Annotated in this window: 17 protein-coding genes and 1 pseudogene; 12 read left to right on the top strand and 6 right to left on the bottom strand. The window is 62.8% G+C overall.

Going from position 1 to position 17,766, the window contains the following annotated elements; translation table 11 throughout:
• The first annotated feature begins 559 nt into the window (after window positions 1-559).
• From KLP40_RS11195 to KLP40_RS11180, 4 genes are all read left to right on the top strand, one after another.
• On the top strand, window positions 560-1,639 hold the full coding sequence (locus tag KLP40_RS11195; RefSeq protein ID WP_215593867.1) for a LacI family DNA-binding transcriptional regulator: 1,080 nt from the start codon (window positions 560-562) through the stop codon (window positions 1,637-1,639).
• Entirely contained in the window at window positions 1,636-2,352 is a 717-nt protein-coding gene (locus tag KLP40_RS11190; protein ID WP_215593866.1) for a 3'-5' exonuclease, read from the top strand. Before KLP40_RS11195 ends, KLP40_RS11190 begins: the two co-directional genes overlap by 4 nt.
• A complete protein-coding gene (locus tag KLP40_RS11185; protein WP_215593865.1) occupies window positions 2,345-4,252 on the top strand; it encodes a DUF294 nucleotidyltransferase-like domain-containing protein in 1,908 nt (635 codons plus the stop codon). Before KLP40_RS11190 ends, KLP40_RS11185 begins: the two co-directional genes overlap by 8 nt.
• 90 nt (window positions 4,253-4,342) lie before the next feature.
• Window positions 4,343-4,861 (top strand): D-glycero-alpha-D-manno-heptose-1,7-bisphosphate 7-phosphatase, encoded by a 519-nt coding sequence (locus KLP40_RS11180; protein ID WP_215593864.1) that lies wholly within the window; start codon window positions 4,343-4,345, stop codon window positions 4,859-4,861.
• A gap of 79 nt (window positions 4,862-4,940) precedes the next feature.
• Here the strand turns inward: KLP40_RS11180 and KLP40_RS11175 are convergent, their stop codons facing one another.
• The 3 genes from KLP40_RS11175 to KLP40_RS11165 all read right to left on the bottom strand — a co-directional run bounded on the left by KLP40_RS11175 (window position 4,941) and on the right by KLP40_RS11165 (window position 7,036).
• Window positions 4,941-5,102, bottom strand: a complete 162-nt coding sequence (locus KLP40_RS11175) for a hypothetical protein (RefSeq protein WP_215593863.1) — start codon at window positions 5,100-5,102, stop codon at window positions 4,941-4,943.
• A gap of 192 nt (window positions 5,103-5,294) precedes the next feature.
• Complete coding sequence (locus tag KLP40_RS11170) at window positions 5,295-5,453, bottom strand: hypothetical protein (RefSeq protein ID WP_215593862.1); 159 nt, start codon at window positions 5,451-5,453, stop codon at window positions 5,295-5,297.
• 179 nt (window positions 5,454-5,632) lie between these two features.
• Window positions 5,633-7,036, bottom strand: a complete 1,404-nt coding sequence (locus tag KLP40_RS11165; RefSeq protein WP_215593861.1) for a type III PLP-dependent enzyme domain-containing protein — start codon at window positions 7,034-7,036, stop codon at window positions 5,633-5,635.
• A gap of 388 nt (window positions 7,037-7,424) precedes the next feature.
• Between KLP40_RS11165 and KLP40_RS11160 the strand changes: the two genes are divergently transcribed.
• Window positions 7,425-8,399, top strand: a complete 975-nt coding sequence (locus KLP40_RS11160; protein WP_215593860.1) for an arginase — start codon at window positions 7,425-7,427, stop codon at window positions 8,397-8,399.
• A gap of 61 nt (window positions 8,400-8,460) precedes the next feature.
• On the opposite strand, the gene KLP40_RS11155 is transcribed toward KLP40_RS11160, so the two are convergent.
• Window positions 8,461-9,219, bottom strand: a complete 759-nt coding sequence (locus KLP40_RS11155; protein WP_215593859.1) for a hypothetical protein — start codon at window positions 9,217-9,219, stop codon at window positions 8,461-8,463.
• Between the two features lie 347 nt (window positions 9,220-9,566).
• Between KLP40_RS11155 and argS the strand changes: the two genes are divergently transcribed.
• On the top strand, window positions 9,567-11,360 hold the full coding sequence (gene argS / locus KLP40_RS11150; RefSeq protein WP_215593858.1) for an arginine--tRNA ligase: 1,794 nt from the start codon (window positions 9,567-9,569) through the stop codon (window positions 11,358-11,360).
• 159 nt (window positions 11,361-11,519) lie between these two features.
• Window positions 11,520-12,101 (top strand): LOG family protein, encoded by a 582-nt coding sequence (locus tag KLP40_RS11145; protein ID WP_215593857.1) that lies wholly within the window; start codon window positions 11,520-11,522, stop codon window positions 12,099-12,101.
• A gap of 127 nt (window positions 12,102-12,228) precedes the next feature.
• Here KLP40_RS11145 and KLP40_RS11140 read toward each other — a convergent pair whose 3' ends face one another.
• Window positions 12,229-13,317, bottom strand: coding sequence for a 3-oxoacyl-ACP synthase III family protein (locus KLP40_RS11140; protein WP_215593856.1), 1,089 nt, complete (start codon window positions 13,315-13,317; stop codon window positions 12,229-12,231).
• A 293-nt stretch (window positions 13,318-13,610) separates the two neighbouring features.
• Here KLP40_RS11140 and KLP40_RS11135 point away from each other — a divergent pair, with 293 nt between their 5' ends.
• From KLP40_RS11135 to KLP40_RS11120, 5 genes and pseudogenes are all read left to right on the top strand, one after another.
• Entirely contained in the window at window positions 13,611-14,105 is a 495-nt protein-coding gene (locus tag KLP40_RS11135) for a glutathione peroxidase (protein ID WP_246558775.1), read from the top strand.
• Window positions 14,106-14,247: 142 nt separating this feature from the next.
• Window positions 14,248-14,907, top strand: coding sequence for an HAD family hydrolase (locus tag KLP40_RS11130; protein ID WP_215593854.1), 660 nt, complete (start codon window positions 14,248-14,250; stop codon window positions 14,905-14,907).
• Between the two features lie 243 nt (window positions 14,908-15,150).
• Complete coding sequence (locus tag KLP40_RS11125; protein WP_215593853.1) at window positions 15,151-16,095, top strand: 1,4-dihydroxy-2-naphthoate polyprenyltransferase; 945 nt, start codon at window positions 15,151-15,153, stop codon at window positions 16,093-16,095.
• A gap of 253 nt (window positions 16,096-16,348) precedes the next feature.
• Window positions 16,349-16,432: pseudogene (locus tag KLP40_RS21540) on the top strand (RNA 2'-phosphotransferase); the annotation flags it as partial.
• Between the two features lie 94 nt (window positions 16,433-16,526).
• Window positions 16,527-16,904, top strand: a complete 378-nt coding sequence (locus KLP40_RS11120) for an RNA 2'-phosphotransferase (protein ID WP_317196767.1) — start codon at window positions 16,527-16,529, stop codon at window positions 16,902-16,904.
• Between the two features lie 112 nt (window positions 16,905-17,016).
• Here KLP40_RS11120 and fabG read toward each other — a convergent pair whose 3' ends face one another.
• Window positions 17,017-17,766: a 3-oxoacyl-[acyl-carrier-protein] reductase gene (fabG, locus tag KLP40_RS11115; RefSeq protein WP_215593852.1), complete on the bottom strand. Its 750-nt coding sequence runs from the start codon at window positions 17,764-17,766 to the stop codon at window positions 17,017-17,019.

Raw genomic sequence — 17,766 nt, 5'->3', positions numbered from 1 at the left:
CCGGGGTGGCCGGAGTTGGCGGCCTGCACCATATCCACCGACAGCAGCCGGAGGGTGTTCACACTTTGCTGGGCAAGAGAATCGGTGGAGTCGGGCACGGCAGAAGGAAGCGAAATGAAGCGAAGAAAGTAGAAAGTGCAGGAGTGAAATAGGGTCTTTCGATGCTGGGGCGCAAGCTGCCGGCCCGAAAGAAAGGACCGGAATCGGTACCGGTAGCCAATGAGGGCTGGGTGTTTCCAAAAGTAGCGAAATACGCCTCTTAACACAAACGTTTGTGTTAGGTACAGTCCGACTATTCGGTCTGTCGGGCGGAGATGGCGCGGGCCGCGGGGGGGCGTTGGGCGGCCGCACCCCGGCCCGAACGGCAGCCCTAAGTAGGCGCGGGAGCCGGATTTGGAGAAAATAATCTATCTTCCGGTCCTCCCTGCCCTGGGCAATTATCTTTTCGGAACTTCGCGTATGCTGCCATTCGCCCCCTGTTGCGGTTTCCCGGAAACCGGCGCTGCCGACGGGGGTAAAATACTTTCTTTACACAAAGCATTGTGTAGCGCCCTCGTACATGGCTCCTCGTAAAAAGAACCCCGCCGCACTCACCACCAACAGCCCCGTTTCCATGGCCGACTTGGCCCGGGAGCTGGGCGTTTCGATGACTACTATTTCCCGGGCCCTGAGCAACCACCACAGCATCGGGCCGGAAATGAAGGCTCGGGTGCTCAAGCTGGCTAAAAAGTACAACTACCAGCCCAACCGCCTGGCCGCGGCCCTGCGCAAGGGCAAAAGCCAGCTGCTGGGCATCATCGTGCCCTACATTGAGGGGCGCTTCTTCCCCTCGGTAGTGCACGGCATCGAAACGGCCGCCAGCCGGGCCGGCTACAACGTCATCATCTGCCAGTCGAACGAGGACGCGGCCCAGGAGCAGCGCAACGTGGAAGCCCTGCTCAGCGCCCAGGTGGCCGGCATTATGGTGTCGCTGGCGCGCACTACCAGCACGTACCAGCACTTCGAGAAGGTACGCAGCCGGGGCCTGCCGCTGGTGTTTTTCGACCGCAGTATGGGGGGCGAGGACGTGAATGCCGTGGTGCTCAACGACCACGAAGGGGCCCTGATTTCGACCCGGCACCTGCTCAGTCAGGGCTGCCGACGGGTGGCGCACCTGGCCGGGCCCCAGCACCTGAGTATCTACAAAAACCGCTACCAGGGCTACCTGGCGGCCCTGCGCGAAGCGGGGTTGCCCCTGGAGGAGGAGCTGGTGGTGTTCACCGACATGGCCCAGGCGGAAGGGGCGGCGGCCATGCGCCGGTGGTTGGAGCTGCCCAACCCGCCCGACGCCGTATTTTCGGCCGGCGACTACTGTGCCCTCGGGGCCCTGCAGGAGGCGCGGCGGCAGGGCCGTCGGGTGCCCGAGGACGTGGCTATCAGTGGTTTCAGCAACGAGGCTTTCACGCTCATTACCGAGCCTACTATCACGACCATCGACCAGCGCTGCGAGGAAATGGGGCAGGCCACCGTGCGCCTGTTGCTGGAACAGATTGAGGCCGGCAGCACCCCCTTCACGCCCCGGCAGACGGTCCTCCAGCCGGAGCTGCTGGTGCGCGGCTCTTCGTTGCGGGTGTCCCGGCCCGGCCCGGCCGAGGCATGAGTGAGCAGTACCTGTTGTTTCTGGATACTGAAACCACCGGCCTGCCCACCAGCTGGAACCGGCCCTATGCCCGGCCGCGGCACTGGCCGGCCATTGCCCAGCTGGGCTGGCAGGTGTTCACCGTCGAGGGCCAGCTCATCAGGCAGGACCAGGCCTACCTGCGCGTGCCGCCCGGGCGGATGACGGCCGCGGCCGAAGCTGTGCACGGGCTCACGGAGGCCTTTCTGGCCCAGCACGGCCAGGCTCCGGCCGCCGTGCTGGCCCGTCTGCTGGCCGATCTGGAACGGTACCAGCCCCGGGTAGTCGGCCATTTTCTGCGCCTCGACTTCCACGTGATTGGGGCGGCACTGGCCGGGGCGGGGCTACCCAATCCGCTGCCCGGGCTGCCGCAGTTCTGCACCATGCGCATCACCCAGGACGCGCGCCTGGGCAGCCCGGGGCGGCAGCTGCGGCTCCAGGAGCTGCACCAGGAACTGTTCAGGGAGGCCCTGGCGCGGCAGCACGATGCGGCCGTGGACGCGGCGGCCACGGCCCGCTGTTTTTTTGAGCTGCGCCGCCGGGGCCTGATACCGGCCGGCGTACTCACGGGTCAGCCGCGGCTCACGGAACCCGGCCGGGAGCAGGACTCCGGCCGGGGCCGCTTCGGCCTGGGCTGGCTTCTCCTGATGGTGGTTGCCCTGCTGCTGGGGCTTTACTGGTTTGGCAATGGATAATCGACTGGCGTTTCTACGGACCGTGGTGCCCTTCAACCTGCTGCCCGAGGAGGTGGTGCGCGGCGTGCTCGACCTGCTGGTGGAGGAGGAGCACCCCCACCAGAAGCTGCTCTACGAGCAGGGCACCAGCAAGCTGCGCAGCCTCGACATCATCGTGGCGGGCGGCTACGAAACCTTCTTTCTCGACAGCGACCAGCACCAGCGCCTGGCCGAAACCTACGGGCCCGGCACCTGCTACGGCGGCATGTCGATTCTGCTCAACAAGAAACGCTCCCTGCGCACGGTGCGGGTGCAGGCCCGCACCCGGGTGCTGCACCTGCCCCGCCGCGACTTCCGGGCGCTGTGCCTGGCCTACGCACCGTTTTTTCACTACTTCACGGCCCGCTTCGGGGAGCGGATGCTCGATGAGGAGTACGCCCACTTCGTGCAGCCCCAGGCCGCGCCGGAGCAGAACTACCTGGTGGCCGACCAGCTGTTTTCGCGCCGCATCAGCACCCTGGAGGTGCGGGCCCTGGTCACCTGCCCCGGCCACCTGCCCATTCACGAGGCCGCCCGGCGCATGGCGGCGGCCAGGGTCAGCTGCCTGTTCGTGCTCGATGCGGCCAAAGAGGTGGTGGGCTACTGCACCGATATCACCCTGCGCGACGCCGTTATTGCCCGCTGCCTCGACCCTCGCCGGCCGGTGGCGGACGTGGCCGCCACGCCCCTGGTCAGCATTCCCGAGTCGGCGCTGGTGCACGAGGCGGTGCTGCGCATGTTCCAGACCAAGACCCGCTACCTGCTGGTGGAGCAGGCCGGAGGCGGCTACCGGGGCTTTCTGAGCCGCAACAAGCTGCTCACCGACCTGGCCCAGTCGCCGTTCATGTTCATTCAGGCCGTGAAGCTGGCCCAGAGCACCCGGGAGCTCAAGCGGCGCTGGGACATGGTGCCCGACATTGTAAACCAGCTGCTGAGCCGGGGCGTGAAGGCCGACATCGTGAACCAGGTCATCAGCACCGTGGCCGATACCGTGGCCCTGACGGTGATTGAGCGCGTGCTGGCGGCCCAGGGGCCGGCCCCGGCCCGGTTCGTGTTCATGGTGCTGGGCAGCGAGGGCCGGCAGGAGCAAACCCTGCTCACCGACCAGGACAACGCCATTATCTACGAAGACAAGGCCAACGAGCACCGGGAGGAAGTGCGGGCCTGGTTTCTGCGTTTCGCCACGGCCGTTTCCGACGAGCTGAACGAGATTGGCCTGCACCACTGCACGGGCGGCTTCATGGCCAAAAACCCCAAGTGGACGCACTCCCTCTCGCACTGGAAGCGCAACTACCAGGAGTGGATGAGCGAGTCGAACCCCGAAACGGTGATGCGCATGGCCACTTTCTTCGACTGCCGCTACCTCTACGGCGAGGCCGGCCTGATGGAGGAGCTCCACGCGTTTCTGCGCGAAGAGCTGACCCAGCCGCTCGACCGGTTTCTGTTCTTTATGGCCCGCAACGCCCTGCAGTACGAGCCGCCCCTGACCTCATTCCGGGGCCGGTTCCGCACCTTCGAGCAGGAAGGCCAGCAGGTGTTCGACCTCAAGAAGGCCATGACGCCCATCGTGGACGTGGTGCGGGTGTACGCCCTGCGCCACCAGATTTTCGAGACCAATACCGGCGCGCGCCTGGCCCGGCTGCGCGAGCAAGGCGTGTTTCGGGAGCAGGAATACCAGGAGCTGCTGCAGGCCTACTACTACCTCATGGGCATGCGCCTCCAGAAGCAGGCCCGCCAGCTCATCCACGACCGGCAGGCGCCCACCAACTACCTCGACCCCACGGCCCTGACCCAGGTGGAGCAGGTCACGCTCAAGGAAATCTTTAAGGTCATCGGCGAGTTTCAGCTCAAAATCAAGGTCAGCTTCACCAAGTCGTTGTAGCGGGCCGGGCGGGCCACGGGCGGCGGATGGGGGCTGAACTACCGGCGGCGGGCTACCTTTGCGGCCTGTTCACTTACTTTCTTCTGCCCGATGACACTCCGTAACAAAGCCGTATTCCTGGACCGCGACGGCGTGCTGAACCACGAAATCGGGACCTACGTGTGGGAGCCGGCGAAATTCGTGGTCATGGAGGGCGTAGCCGAGAGCCTGGCCCGCCTCAAGGCCGCCGGTTACCTGCTCATCGTGGTCACCAACCAGGCCGGCATCGCCCGGGGCCTCTACTCCGCCGCCGATGTGCAGGCCTGCCACGCCAAGCTCCAGCAGGCCGTGGGCGGGCTGATTGACGCCCTCTACTACGCTCCCGGCCACCCCAGCGTCTCGGAGAGCCTGCGCCGCAAACCCGACTCGCTGATGCTGGAGCAGGCCCGGGCCCGGTTCCGCCTCGACGTGGCCCAGTGCTGGCTGGTGGGCGACCGGCCGCGCGACATCGCCGCCGGCCACAAAGTAGGCGTGCGCGGCATCCTGGTGGGTCCCGACGAAGCCACCGGCTACCAGCCCCACGTAGCCGACCTGCGCGCCGCCACCGGCCTGATTCTGGCCGCCGGCTGATTGATAGGAGTATTCTAAACGACGTCGGCCGCTTCCGCCCCGGGGCAAAAGCGGCCGGCATCGGCAGCGGGCAACCGTGTTAGTACAGTGGCGCGGTAGCGGCGGTGCTGGCCAGCACCGGGGCGGCTACCGGAGCCGCTTGCCGGGTGGCCGGTTTGGTGGCCGAATAGGCCGGGCACTGGTTGCGGCAGGATACGGCTCCCAACGAAACCAGTACGCCCAATAGAAGAAGCTTTTTCATGGCAAAATGCTAAAAAGGTGTGCGAGCCGGGGGAGAGCAGGTCGTGTACGAAGAACCCCGTCGGCCGCCAAACGATTCAACTGCCGCGAAATTGTTGGTACTGCCTAAGTTTTTCATCCGGCCGGAATGCAAAAAGGCTCCCCTCCACCACGGAGAGAAGCCTTCCTAACATATAGGCAAGCGGGCCGGAGCCTACTGACGTTCGGGGGCAGGGGTGGCGTGCTGGGCCATGATGGGCGAGGAAACGCGCACCGCGTCCTTGGTGCTGCTGTAAGCCGGGCACTGGGCTTTTTTGTTGCACGAGCCCAGGCCGAGGCCGGCCACGCAGGCGAAGAGGAGAAGTTTTTTCATGAGTCTGATAAATAAAGGGCACCGCCCGGAGTACGTGTCGGCAGTAAAGGTAACCTGCCGGGCAACGGCTTGCAACTCAGGAATACGCCGGCTTCGGCGAGGGACCCGCCGGGGCCGATAAAAAAACGGGAGCTCCGGCCGGAACTCCCGTTTTCGCCGCTGGCCGGGTTGGCCGGGGGCTATACTTCGTAACCCAGGATACGCAGCATCGACTCGCCGGTCTGCTCCTCGGCAAACACCCGGTCGGTGAGGTTGCCCTCGGCGTCGCGGTCGAGAATCACGATTTTGGGGGCCGGAATCAGGCAGTGCTTCACGCCGCCGTAGCCCGAGAGGCTTTCCTGGTAGGCGCCCGTGTGGAAGAAGCCCACGTAGAGCGGCTCGGTATCGGTGGCGGGCTTGCGCTCGGGCAGGAACACCTGGTAGATGTGCTTTTCGGCGTTATAGTAGTCCTGGGAGTCGCAAGTGAGGCCGCCGAGCTGGATTTTCTTGTACTTCTTGTTCCAGCCGTTGAGGGCCAGCATGATGAAGCGCTGGTTCAGGGCCCAGGTGTCGGGCAGGTTCGTGATGAACGAGCCGTCAATCATGTACCAGAGCTCCTTGTCGTTCTGCAGCTTCTCGTCCAGAATCGAGTAAATCGTGGCCCCCGATTCGCCCACCGTGAAGATGCCGAACTCGGTGAAGATGTCCGGCTCCGGCACGCCTTCCTCGTCGCAGATGCGCTTGATGGTGCGCAGCACTTCCTCAATCATGTAGGGGTAATCGTACTCCTTCTGAATGGACGTCTGGATGGGCAGGCCGCCACCGATGTCGATGGTCGTGAGCGTATCGCAGACCTTGCGCAGCTCGCAGTACTGGTGCACAAACCGGCTCAGCTCCGACCAATAGTAGCTCGTGTCCTTGATGCCGGTGTTGATGAAGTAATGCAGCATCGAGAGCTCGAAGCGCGGGTCGTCCTTGATTTTGCTTTCGTAGAGCGCCACCGAATCAGCGTAGCGGATGCCCAGGCGGGAGGTGTAGAACTGGAAGCGCGGCTCCTCGTCGGAGGCCAGGCGCATGCCCACGCGGCACTTTTCGCGCACGTTATCGTGGTAGTAATCCACCTCGTTGGGCGAGTCGAGGATGGGCATGCAGTTCACGAAGCCGTCGTTGATGAGGCGGGTGATTTCGTGCTTGTACTCTTCGGTTTTAAAGCCGTTGCAGATGATGAACGTGTCCTTGGTCACGCGGCCCTTGGCGAACATGGCCCGGATGATGTTGGTATCAAACCACGACGAGGTTTCGATGTGCACGTCGTTTTTGAGGGCTTCCTCCACCACGAAGCTGAAGTGCGAGGCCTTGGTGCAGTAGGCGTAGGAGTACTTGCCCCGGTAGCCCGTCTGCTCGATGCCGCGCTTAAACCAGGCCTGGGCCCGCTGAATCTGGGAGCTGATTTTGGGCAAATAGGCCAGGCGCAGCGGCGTGCCGTGCTTTTTCACGAGGGCCATCAGATCAATGCCTTCGAAGCGCAGCTCATTGTTTTCCACCGTAAACTCGTCGGTCGGGAAGTCAAAGGTCTGCGAGATGAGGTCGTGGTAGGTATCCATTTAGTAGTGCCTAGTGCTGGGTGCCTAGTGCTTAGGGGTGGAAACAAAAGGAAAGAGTACGGGATGCGTAGCAGTCTGGCTGGGCAAGTACGAAGAGGAAACTCCACACCAAGCACCAAGCACTATCAACTATGCACTAAATTGCATCCGCAAAGATACCCCGTGCGCGGGGTTTTGGTTGTGCTTTGTTCGTTGGTTGCACCGGAAGGTCCGCGCGCGTCAAGCCTGAGGGGAGGTATCATCCCCTCAATCGGCAAGCATTTGGTAAGTAGTGAGTAGCTGGTATTGAGTAGTGAGATGATGTTTGCTTGACTATATCATCTCACTACTCAATACCAGCTACTCACTACTTACTTAACCACTCTAACCTCTTTTCTGCCAATGTAGTATGCGACGCATTAAGCTTGTGGAAGTCCGCTCCGAACTCGGGGCCGGAACCCGCGGGGCCAGTATGGGCATCGACGCCCTGAAGGTGGCCTGCCTTAACAAAGGCTCCGATTACTTCCGACGGTTCAACGCGGTCCAGGTGCCCGACCAGAACCACGTGCTCTTCGACCGGAATCATTTCCCCTACGCCCGGTACATCGATTCCATTTATACGGTGCAGAAGGCCATTGCCGGCACCGTGGAGCAAACCCTGCGCCTGGGCGAATTCCCGCTCGTGCTGGCCGGCGACCATAGTTCGGCCGCCGCCACCATTGCCGGCATTAAGGCCGCCTACCCCCACAAAACGCTGGGCGTCGTCTGGGTTGATGCCCACGCCGACATTCACTCGCCCTACACCACGCCCTCGGGCAATGTGCACGGCATGCCGCTGGCCATCAGCCTCGGCGACGATAATCGCCAGTGCCAGCGCAACGCCCCCGAGGCCGAAACCGAGTTTTTCTGGCAGCGCCTCCAGGATTTGGGCGAACCCGGCCCCAAGCTCACCGCCGAGCACCTCGTGTACGTGGTGGTGCGCGACACGGAGGAGGAGGAAAACGCCATTATCGAGCGCCTGGGCATCAAAAACTACCAACTCGCCGAAGTAAAGGAGAAGGGCACCCGGCAGGTGGCCCGCGAAATCTACGAGCGGCTGCGCTTCTGCGACCTGGTGTATATCAGCTTCGATGTGGACTCGCTGGACTCGCGCTTCAGCAAGGGCACCGGCACGCCCGTGGAGGAGGGCCTCAACGTGGAGGAAGCCATCAGTTTGTGCCGCGCCCTGCTCGAAAACGACCGGGTGGTGTGCTTCGAGATGGTGGAAATCAACCCCACCCTCGACTCGGAAAACACCATGGCCCAGAACGCCTTCGACATCCTGGAAGCCGCCACCGACGCCATCCAGCGCCGCCTGCGCATGGACGAAGTGGTGAGCCGGTAAACCACGCGCCTCCTGTCAGCTACTGGCAGGAGGCGCGTGATTTGTGGGACGAAGCCGCTTTCTAGCGCACCCGCTTGCCCCGGAAAACGCGGTTTACGCGCTTGAGGCTGCGGTCATTCTCAAACTGCGAGTAGTCCACCCGAATGGAGTCGCGGGTGGTCAGGTAGCCAATGCCGCTCTCCGTCAGGCAGCTAAAATCGTTGCCTCCGTAATCAAACTGAATGCCGCGCCAGGTCAGGCCCAGGGTGAAGTAGGGCGACTGGCAACCCCGGCTCAGGTTGCGCAGGAAATCGTACTGGATGGGGCTGCCCACGTTGTAGGGGTCCAGGCCCTGGAAGATGCGGATGGTGAACGTGTCCCTGGGTGCATCGGTGGTGCTGCCCTGGAACTTGCCGTAAATGGGGCCCTGGCGGAAGGAGCGCGGCACCAGGTGCAGCACCTGGGTGAGCGTGTCCACGCCGTCGTCCTGGGGAAAGCACCGGGTGTTGGGCGGGCGGCGGGCAATCAGGCGCACGGGGTAGTTGCCGGCGTCGCGCTCGTCGAAGTAGAGGCTGAACCGGCGGTCGGTGAAGCGGCGCGCGTCGTTGCCCACGCGCCACTCGTAGCTGGTGTAGGGGGCGCCGGGCCCCTCGAAGGTGATGTCCTGCTTGGCGTAGGCCGTGTCGGGGGTGGGCGTGCCGTAGTTTTCCAGGAAGCGGAAGGTGAGCGGGTTGGCCTGGGCGGCGGCGCAGGGGTCGGGCGCGGGGTCTTTATCCGGGCGGCAGCCGGCTAGCAGTAGTGAGCCCAGCAGGGCCAGGGCAGCAAGAAGAGAGGAACGCACGAGCAATCGAATAAGAAGTAGAAAACACTAACGCTGGCAAATATAGCAGTCCCAGACCAGCGGCGAGCCGCCACCGATGCCATCCAGAACCGTTTGCGCATGGAGAAGGTGGTGAGCCGGTAAGTTTTTTCGGTGGCTTCGGGGTGGGTGTCTACCTTTGTAGCGGGAGCAGCCCGGCGCGGCCCGCTCCCGCCGCCTTCATGTTGACTCACTGTTTCCCTGCGCTCCGACGATTCTAGCGTAAGTACCGGCCCCCGTGGCCCGGACTTACGCTGCCGCCGTTTCCGCCGGTGTTCCTGACCTCAACCTGTGCCGAAGCCCCGGGGCTTCCTTTTCGCATTATCCCTGTGCAACAACTCGAACAAACCCTCAAATCCGCCCTCGGGGCGGCTGTCCAGTCCGTATTCGGCACCGAAGTGCCCGCCGCCCAACTCACATTGCAGCCCACGCGCAAGGAGTTTGCCGGCCAGTTTACGCTCGTTACGTTCCCGTTCACCAAAACCCTGGGCAAGGGTCCCGAGCAGATCGGGCAGGCCATAGGGGAGTGGCTGGTGGCCAACGCGCCCATCGTGAGCGGCTACAACGTGGTGAAGGGCTTTCTCAACCTGGAAATTGCCGACGCCGAGTGGGTGAAGCTGTTCACCGACCTGCGCCAGCAGCCGGCCGGCGCGCCCGTCACTACCGAAGGCCCGCGCAACGTGGTGGTGGAGTATTCCTCGCCCAACACCAACAAGCCCCTGCACCTGGGCCACCTGCGCAACAACTTCCTGGGCTACTCCGTGGCCGAGATTCTGAAAGCCACCGGCGCCACCGTCACGAAGGCTAACCTGGTCAACGACCGGGGCATCCACATCTGCAAATCCATGCTGGCCTACCAGCAGTACGGCCAGGGCGAAACCCCGCAGAGCGCCGGCATCAAGGGCGACCACCTGGCCGGCAAGTACTACGTGCTGTTTGAGAAGCACTACCGCGAGCAGGTGCGCCAGCTGGAAGCCGAAGGCGTGGCCCCCGACGTAGCCAAGCGCCAGGCCCCCATGATGCTGGAGGCCCAGGACATGCTCCGGGCCTGGGAAGCCGGCGACGAAGCCGTGGTTAGCCTCTGGAAGCAGATGAACGGCTGGGTGTACGAAGGCTTCGACGCCACCTACACCAACATAGGCGTTGATTTCGACAAGTATTACTACGAATCGGGCACCTACCTGCTGGGCAAGGAGCGGGTGGAGGAAGGCCTGCAGAAGGGCGTGTTCTTCAAGAAGGAAGACGGCTCGGTGTGGGTGGACCTCAAGGAAGAAGGTCTCGACGAGAAGCTGCTGCTGCGCGCCGACGGCACCTCGGTCTACATCACCCAGGACCTGGGCACGGCCGAGCTCAAGTATCAGGATTTCGGCTACGATTTGAGCGTGTACGTCATTGCCGACGAGCAGAACTACCACATGCAAGTGCTGCGGGCCGTGCTCCAGAAGCTGGGCAAGCCCTACGCCGACGCCATCTACCACCTCAGCTACGGCATGGTGGACCTGCCCTCGGGCAAGATGAAAAGCCGCGAAGGCACCGTGGTGGACGCCGACGAGCTGGTGCGCGAAGTGGTGGAAGCCGCCAAAGCCGCCACGCTCGAAAAAGGCAAAACCGAAGGCCTCTCCGACGACGAGCTGGCCCAGCTCTACCACATGCTGGGTTTGGGCGCACTCAAGTACTACCTGCTGAAGGTGGACCCCAAGAAGCGCATGCTCTTCAACCCTGAGGAATCGGTGCAGTTAGAAGGCCATACTGGTCCATTCATTCAGTATAGCCACGCCCGTATCAGCAGTATTCTGCGCAAAGCTGCCGAAAAGAATATTGATCTGAATTCTTCTTTGGACGGTATAACTGAGCTGCAGGCTACTGAGCGTGAATTGATACAGGAACTAGGGCGCTACACGTCGATTGTTGCGGAAGCTGCCCGAACCCAATCACCAGCAGTGGTAGCACAATATGCTTACGACATAGCTAAAGCGTATAATCGTCTTTTTGCAGAGGTTCCGATTTTTTCGGAGACTGACGAAACTAAGCGGGCATTCCGTGTGGCCCTCTCGGCCCAAACCGGCCGCACCATCAAAGCTAGCTTGGGCCTGCTGGGCATCCAGGTGCCCGAGCGGATGTAACGGCAGTAGGGTACGGGGCTTGTTCCCCTCAGAACGTCATGCTCAGCATGACAGTTAACAGTTGTTTGTAGTGCAGCAGCAACGCCAGTAGTGGGCGTTGCTGCTGTTTTTTCTTTTGTCACTAATGACGGGCGAGGCGTGGCCGAGTCCGGTTTGCTTATGAAAAGCGTAGCCGTGTATTGCGGTGCCAGCAGCGGCACCAACGAATTGTTCACCCAGCAGGCCATTGCCATGGGCCAGGCCCTGGCCGAGCGGGGCTTCACGCTGGTGTACGGCGGCGGCCGGGTGGGCCTGATGGGCGCCGTGGCCGATGCCGTGATGCAGCACGGCGGCAAGGTTATCGGCGTGATTCCTGATTTCCTGGCCGACAAAGAGCTGGCCCACACCGGCCTCACCGAGCTGCACCTGGTGAAAACCATGCACGAGCGGAAGCTGATGATGGCCGACCTGGCCGAAGGTTTCGTGGCCATGCCCGGCGGCTACGGCACCCTGGAGGAGCTGTTCGAAGTGCTCACCTGGGGGCAGCTGGGTTTGCACAAAAAGCCCATCGGGGTGCTCAACGTGGCCGGCTACTACGACCACCTGCTCCGCGCCCTCAACCACATGGCCGACGAAGGCCTGCTGCGCCGCGAAAACCGCAACCAGCTCCTGAGCAACCCCGAGCCCCACGGCATCCTCGACGCCATGCTGGCCTACGAGCCCATCGAACTGGAAAAGTGGCTCACCCCGAAAACGACGTAGCCGATAGGCGAAGACAAAAAAGCGTCATCCTGAGCGGAGCGAAGGACCTTATTACGTCGACAAGATTTGCTCTTGTGTGATAAGGTCCTTCGCTCCGCTCAGGATGACACTTTTATTTGAGCCCGCTTTACTCCGTGGGCATCTGGTACACCACGGCGTTGCAGTTCATGCCGGCCCCGACGCTGGCAAAGACAATAATTTCGCCGGGCGTGATGGTGGTGCCGGGGAGCTGGCCTTTGAGAATCAGGTCGAGCAGGGTGGGCAGGGTGGCCACGGAGGAGTTGCCGAGCCAGGAAATGGTCATCGGCATCACGCCGGCCGGAATGGCAGTTTCGCCGTAGAGGGCGTAGAGGCGCTTGAGGATGGCCTCGTCCATCTTGCCGTTGGCCTGGTGAATGAGCAGCCTGCCCATGTCGGCAATGCCGAGGCCGGCCTTGTCGAGGCAGTCCTTGATGGCCTGGGGCACGGTTTTGAGGGCGTACTCGTAGAGCTTGCGGCCTTCCATTTTCAGGAACAGCTCCTGGCCCTGGTACTCGGGGTTGCAGGAGGTGGCCATGCGCAGCAGATGGGCCGCCTGCAGGGTATCGGAGCGGGAGCCGTGGCAGAGGATGCCGGTAGGCACCGCGCCTTCCCGGGCTTCGAAGAGCACGGCCCCGGCCCCGTCGGAGTAAATCATGCTGTCCCGGTCGTGGGGGTCGCAGACCCGGGAGAGGGTTTCGGCCCCAATCACCAGCACCCGCTTCGCGTCGCCGGAGCGCAGGTAGTAATCGGCCTGAATGACGCCCTGGAGCCAGCCGGGGCAGCCAAAGGGCAGGTCGTAGGCAATGGTTTTGGGGTTCTCGATGCCGAGCTTGTGCTTGACGCGGGCGGCCAGGGAGGGCACGAAATCGGAACGGCGGTTGGCTTCCGTGATGTCGCCGAAGTTGTGGGCGACCAGAATATAATCGAGCTGCTCGCGGTCGGCGGAGCAGGAAGCAAACAGGTTTTCGGCGGCCAGAAAGGCCAGGTCGGAGGCTACCTGGTCGGGCTGGGCGTAGCGTCGCTCCCGGATGTCGGTGATCTGGGCAAACCGCTCCACGATTTCCGCGCCCGGCTTGGTCAGGCGCTGGCCCTCGGCATCGTAAAACGCAGTCGGAACAAATTCCTCGTTTTTGACAATCCGGGTCGGTAGATAAGAGCCTGTTCCGGTAATGACCGAATGGAACGTCTTATGCATGAGCAGATTAGTAGAAGGGTGATGGTGCGGCAATTGACGAAAGTAGGGGCTTTTTGGGTAGGGCCGGGTGCCGACGTACAAAATTCCGGCAATTTATTTCCGGGCGGGCCGTCGGGCCGGGGCGGGCGGGGCCGCCGGCTGAACATTGGGGGGGCGCCGCGGTTTGTCGGAATTATCCGCTACTTGCCGGCCCCTGTATGAAATCCGTTGTCTTGGTGGGCGCGCTGCTGGCCGCAGGCCTCGCGCTGACCCGCTCCTTTTCTTCTTTCTCTTCCTCTTCTGCCGCTACTGCCATGTCTGAAACCCCTGCCGCCCAGTCCGTGTACGATTTCACCCTCAACGGCATTGATGGTCAGCCGGTGGCGTTGCGCCGGTTCGAGGGCCGCAAGCTGCTCATCGTGAACACGGCTTCCGAGTGCGGCTACACGCCTCAGTACAAGGAGCTGGAGCAGCTGCACCAGCAGTACGGCGGGCAGGTAACGGTGCTGGGTTTCCCGGCCAATAACTTCGGCGGCCAGGAGCCCGGCTCCGACGCCCAGATTGCCTCCTTCTGCGAGAAGAACTTCGGCGTCACGTTCCCGCTTTTCAGCAAGGTATCCGTAGCCGGCCCCGATGCCGCCCCGCTGTTTCAGTACCTGGGCAGCAAGGCCCGCAACGGCGTTACGGACGAGAAGCCGAACTGGAATTTCTGCAAGTACCTTATCGACGAAACCGGCCACGTGCAGGCCTTTTATCCTTCGAAGGTGAGCCCCCTGAGCGAGGAGCTGCTGACGGCCATCCGCAAGTAGGCCAGGTGTTTTGCAGACTGACGGGTGGTGGCCCGGACTTCCGTCCGGCGCCCTTTTTCGTACGTTTGCTGCCTGCCGCCGGGCCACGGACGGAAGTCCGGGCCACCACCGGTCAGCGACTCACTTACTTCTCTCGCCCATTATGCGGACCGTTATTTTCGACATGGACGGCGTTATCGTCGATACTGAGCCTGTTCACCGCTACGCCTATTTCCGCCACTTCGAGGAGCTGGGTATTGCGGTTACCGATGCCGAGTACGCGCAGTTCACCGGGCGCTCCACCAAAAACGTGTACCAGCACCTCAAGGACCGGCACGGCCTCGCGCCCGGGGTAGGAGAGCTGGTGCTCAGCAAGCGGGAGCTGTTCAACCGGGCCTTCGACGAGAAGCCCGACCTGGAGCTGCTCGACGGCGTACGGACCCTCATCGAAGACCTGCACCGCCACGGCCTGGAGCTGATTCTGGCCTCCTCGGCTTCGCACTCCACCATCGGGCGGGTCATGCGCCGCTTCGAGCTGGGCCCGTATTTCACCCACCTGCTCAGCGGCGAAGACTTCCCGCGCTCCAAACCCGACCCGGCCATTTTCGTGCAGGCCGCCGCTTTGGCCACCGCGCCCCGAACTCAGTGCGTGGTCATCGAGGACTCGGCCAACGGCGTGACGGCCGCCAAGGCCGCCGGCCTCTATTGCATCGGCTACAACAGTGTGCATTCACCCCTTCAGGACCTGAGCCACGCCGACCTGGTCGTGACCCACTTCCAGGAGCTGACCGCGGCCCGCGTGGCGGCCATTGCAGCGGATTAAGGCGTAAATTTGGGGCCGATGCTCCCGGTATTTCTGTACAAACAGAACGTCATTCCGAGCTTGCCGAGGAATCTCGCGTGCTGACGTTGTGCCGGTAACTCTTACACCAGAATTACTTTGGCAACATCAGCACGCGAGATTCCTCGGCAAGCTCGGAATGACGTTCTTTTTACCTGTCACCTGTCACCTGTCACCTGTCACCTGTCACCTGTCACCTGTCACCTGTCACCCCCATTGCCCGCAATGACTTCTTCTGCTCCCCTGAGTCCCGCTAAAGCCTGGATTTCGGCGTTTCGGCCGCGCACGTTGCCGCTGGCGCTGGCCAGCATTATGGCCGGGGGCTTTCTGGCAGCCAGTCACGGCCAGTTCCGGCCCGCCGTGGTGGCCCTGGCGGCCCTGACGACCATCCTGCTGCAAATCCTGAGCAACCTGGCCAACGACTACGGCGACTCCCAGAACGGGGCCGACAGCGTGCACCGCGAGGGGCCGCAGCGGGCCGTGCAGAGCGGCGCCATTTCGCCGGCCCAGATGAAGAAGGGAATGGGCGTGTTCGGGGCGTTGTCGCTCGGGAGTGGGCTGCTGCTGCTGTGGGTGGCGCTGGGCGCGGCCGGGGCCTGGGTGTTTCTGGCGTTTCTGCTGCTGGGGTTGTCGGCCATCTGGGCGGCGGTAAACTACACGGCGGGCAGCAAGCCCTACGGCTACGCCGGTTTGGGCGACCTGTCGGTGTTCGTGTTCTTCGGCCTGGTGGGCGTGTGCGGCACCTATTTCCTGCAGGCCTACAGCCAGGTGCCCGTCTGGACCCAGGCCCTGCCGCTGCCAGTGCTGTTGCCGGCCGCCGCGCTGGGCTGCTTCGCTACGGCCGTGCTCAACGTGAACAACATCCGCGACATCCGCTCCGACCAGCTGGCCGGCAAAATCACGATTCCGGTGCGGCTGGGCCCCGTGCGCGCGCGCCGCTACCACTGGCTGCTGCTGGCACTGGGCTTTTCGGCGGCCGTGCTGTACGTGGCCTTCACCTACCACTCGCCCTGGCAGTGGCTGTTCCTGCTGAGTGCCCCGCTGCTGCTGCGCAACGCCCGCGCCGTGTGGCAGCGCCAGGACAGCCTGCAACTCGACCCGCTGCTCAAGCAAATGGCCCTCACCACGCTCGTGTTCACGCTGCTGTTCGGGCTGGGGCAGGTGCTGTAAGGAAGAGTATGGAGAGTCTGTCAGCCGCTGCTGACGTACTTGCGCCCGCGTATCACCTGCTTCTTGAGAGGGGATATGAGGTGTTCTATGAAAAGGAGCCGGATTGGTGGGTGGCACGCAAGGGGGAGCTGCGACTGGTCGGTTACTCTACCCTTGAGCTATGTGGCCTTGCCTACCTTCATGAAATAAAAGGGGCTGATTGGGCGGTATCCGATGCGGCCATTAATGATTATCTTAAGCTAGAATCAGAATAATGCTATCCGACAAAGAAACCACCCGCCTCAGCAAGCTCCTGAGCCTGGTGCTGCGCCACGACCCCGCCCACCTGGGCTTGAGCTTGGACGACCAGGGCTGGGTAGCTGTTGATACGCTGCTGGCCCAGGCCCGGGGCCACCAGGTGCCACTGAACCCGCGAAATTCTGCTGCACCTTGTGGCCACCAGCCCCAAGCAGCGCTTCCGCCTCTCCGACGACCAGCAGCGCATCCGCGCCAGCCAGGGCCACTCGGTGGCGGTAGAATTGGGCTACGTGCCGATGGTGCCGCCCGCCACGCTGTATCACGGCACGACGGAGCGCTACCTGTCAATCATCCTGGAACAGGGGCTGCTGAAAATGAACCGCCAGCACGTGCACCTGAGTGCCGATAGCGCCACGGCCCGGCAGGTAGGCAGCCGCCACGGAGTCCCCGTGGTGCTGGTAGTCGATACCGCCCAAATGCACGCCGACGGCAACCCGTTCTACCAAGCCGATAACGGCGTCTGGCTCACCGAAGCCGTCCCGCCGCAGTATCTGCGGCGGCTGGGGGAGTAGCTTTGCCTTTTAATGGATAAATAACGCAACGTTCCGAAACCGTAAAAAAAGAGCGTCAGGCCACCGTGAGGGCCTGACGCTCTTTTACTTTTGGCTGAATTGCCGTTGACTCCTACGTCAGCATGCCGCCATCCACCTGCAATACCTGGCCGGTGATGTAGGACGAGTTGTCGGAGGCCAGGAAGGCCGTGGCCTGGGCCACGTCCTCGGGCGAGCCGCCGCGACGCAGCGGAATGGCTTTGCGCCATTCGTCTACCTGCTTAGCGTCGAGGGCGTCGGTCATTTCGGTTTCGATGAAGCCGGGGGCAATGGCGTTGCAGCGGATATTGCGCGAGCCCAGCTCCAGGGCCACCGACTTGGTGAAGCCGATGATGCCGGCCTTGGAGGCCGCGTAGTTAGCCTGGCCGGCGTTGCCCTTCACGCCCACCACCGACGACATGTTGATGATGCTGCCGGCCTTGGCCCGCATCATGGGCTTGGTGGCGGCCTTGGTGAGGTTGAACACCGATTTCAGGTTCACGGCCATCACCTGGTCCCACTGCTGCTCGCTCATGCGCATGAGCAGGCCGTCCTGGGTGATGCCGGCGTTGTTGACCAGGATATCGAGCTTGCCGAACTCGGCCACCACGTCTTCCACCAGCTTTTCGGCCTCGGCGAAGACGGAGGCATCGGAGCGGAAGCCTTTTACTTTAGTGCCGAAGCCGGCCAGCTCCTGTTCCAGCTGCTGGCCCTTCTCCACGCTGGAGAGGTAGGTGAAGGCCACCTGGGCGCCCTGCTGGGCAAAATACACCGCAATGGCGCGGCCAATTCCTTTGGAAGCCCCCGTAATCAGGGCCACTTTTCCGTCGAGCAGTTTTGTCAT

This window comes from Hymenobacter piscis, from assembly GCF_018760735.1.
Lineage (GTDB): Bacteria > Bacteroidota > Bacteroidia > Cytophagales > Hymenobacteraceae > Hymenobacter > Hymenobacter piscis.
The sequence above is the reverse complement of the archived record's forward strand: the minus strand, read 5'-3'. Positions and strand labels throughout refer to the sequence as shown.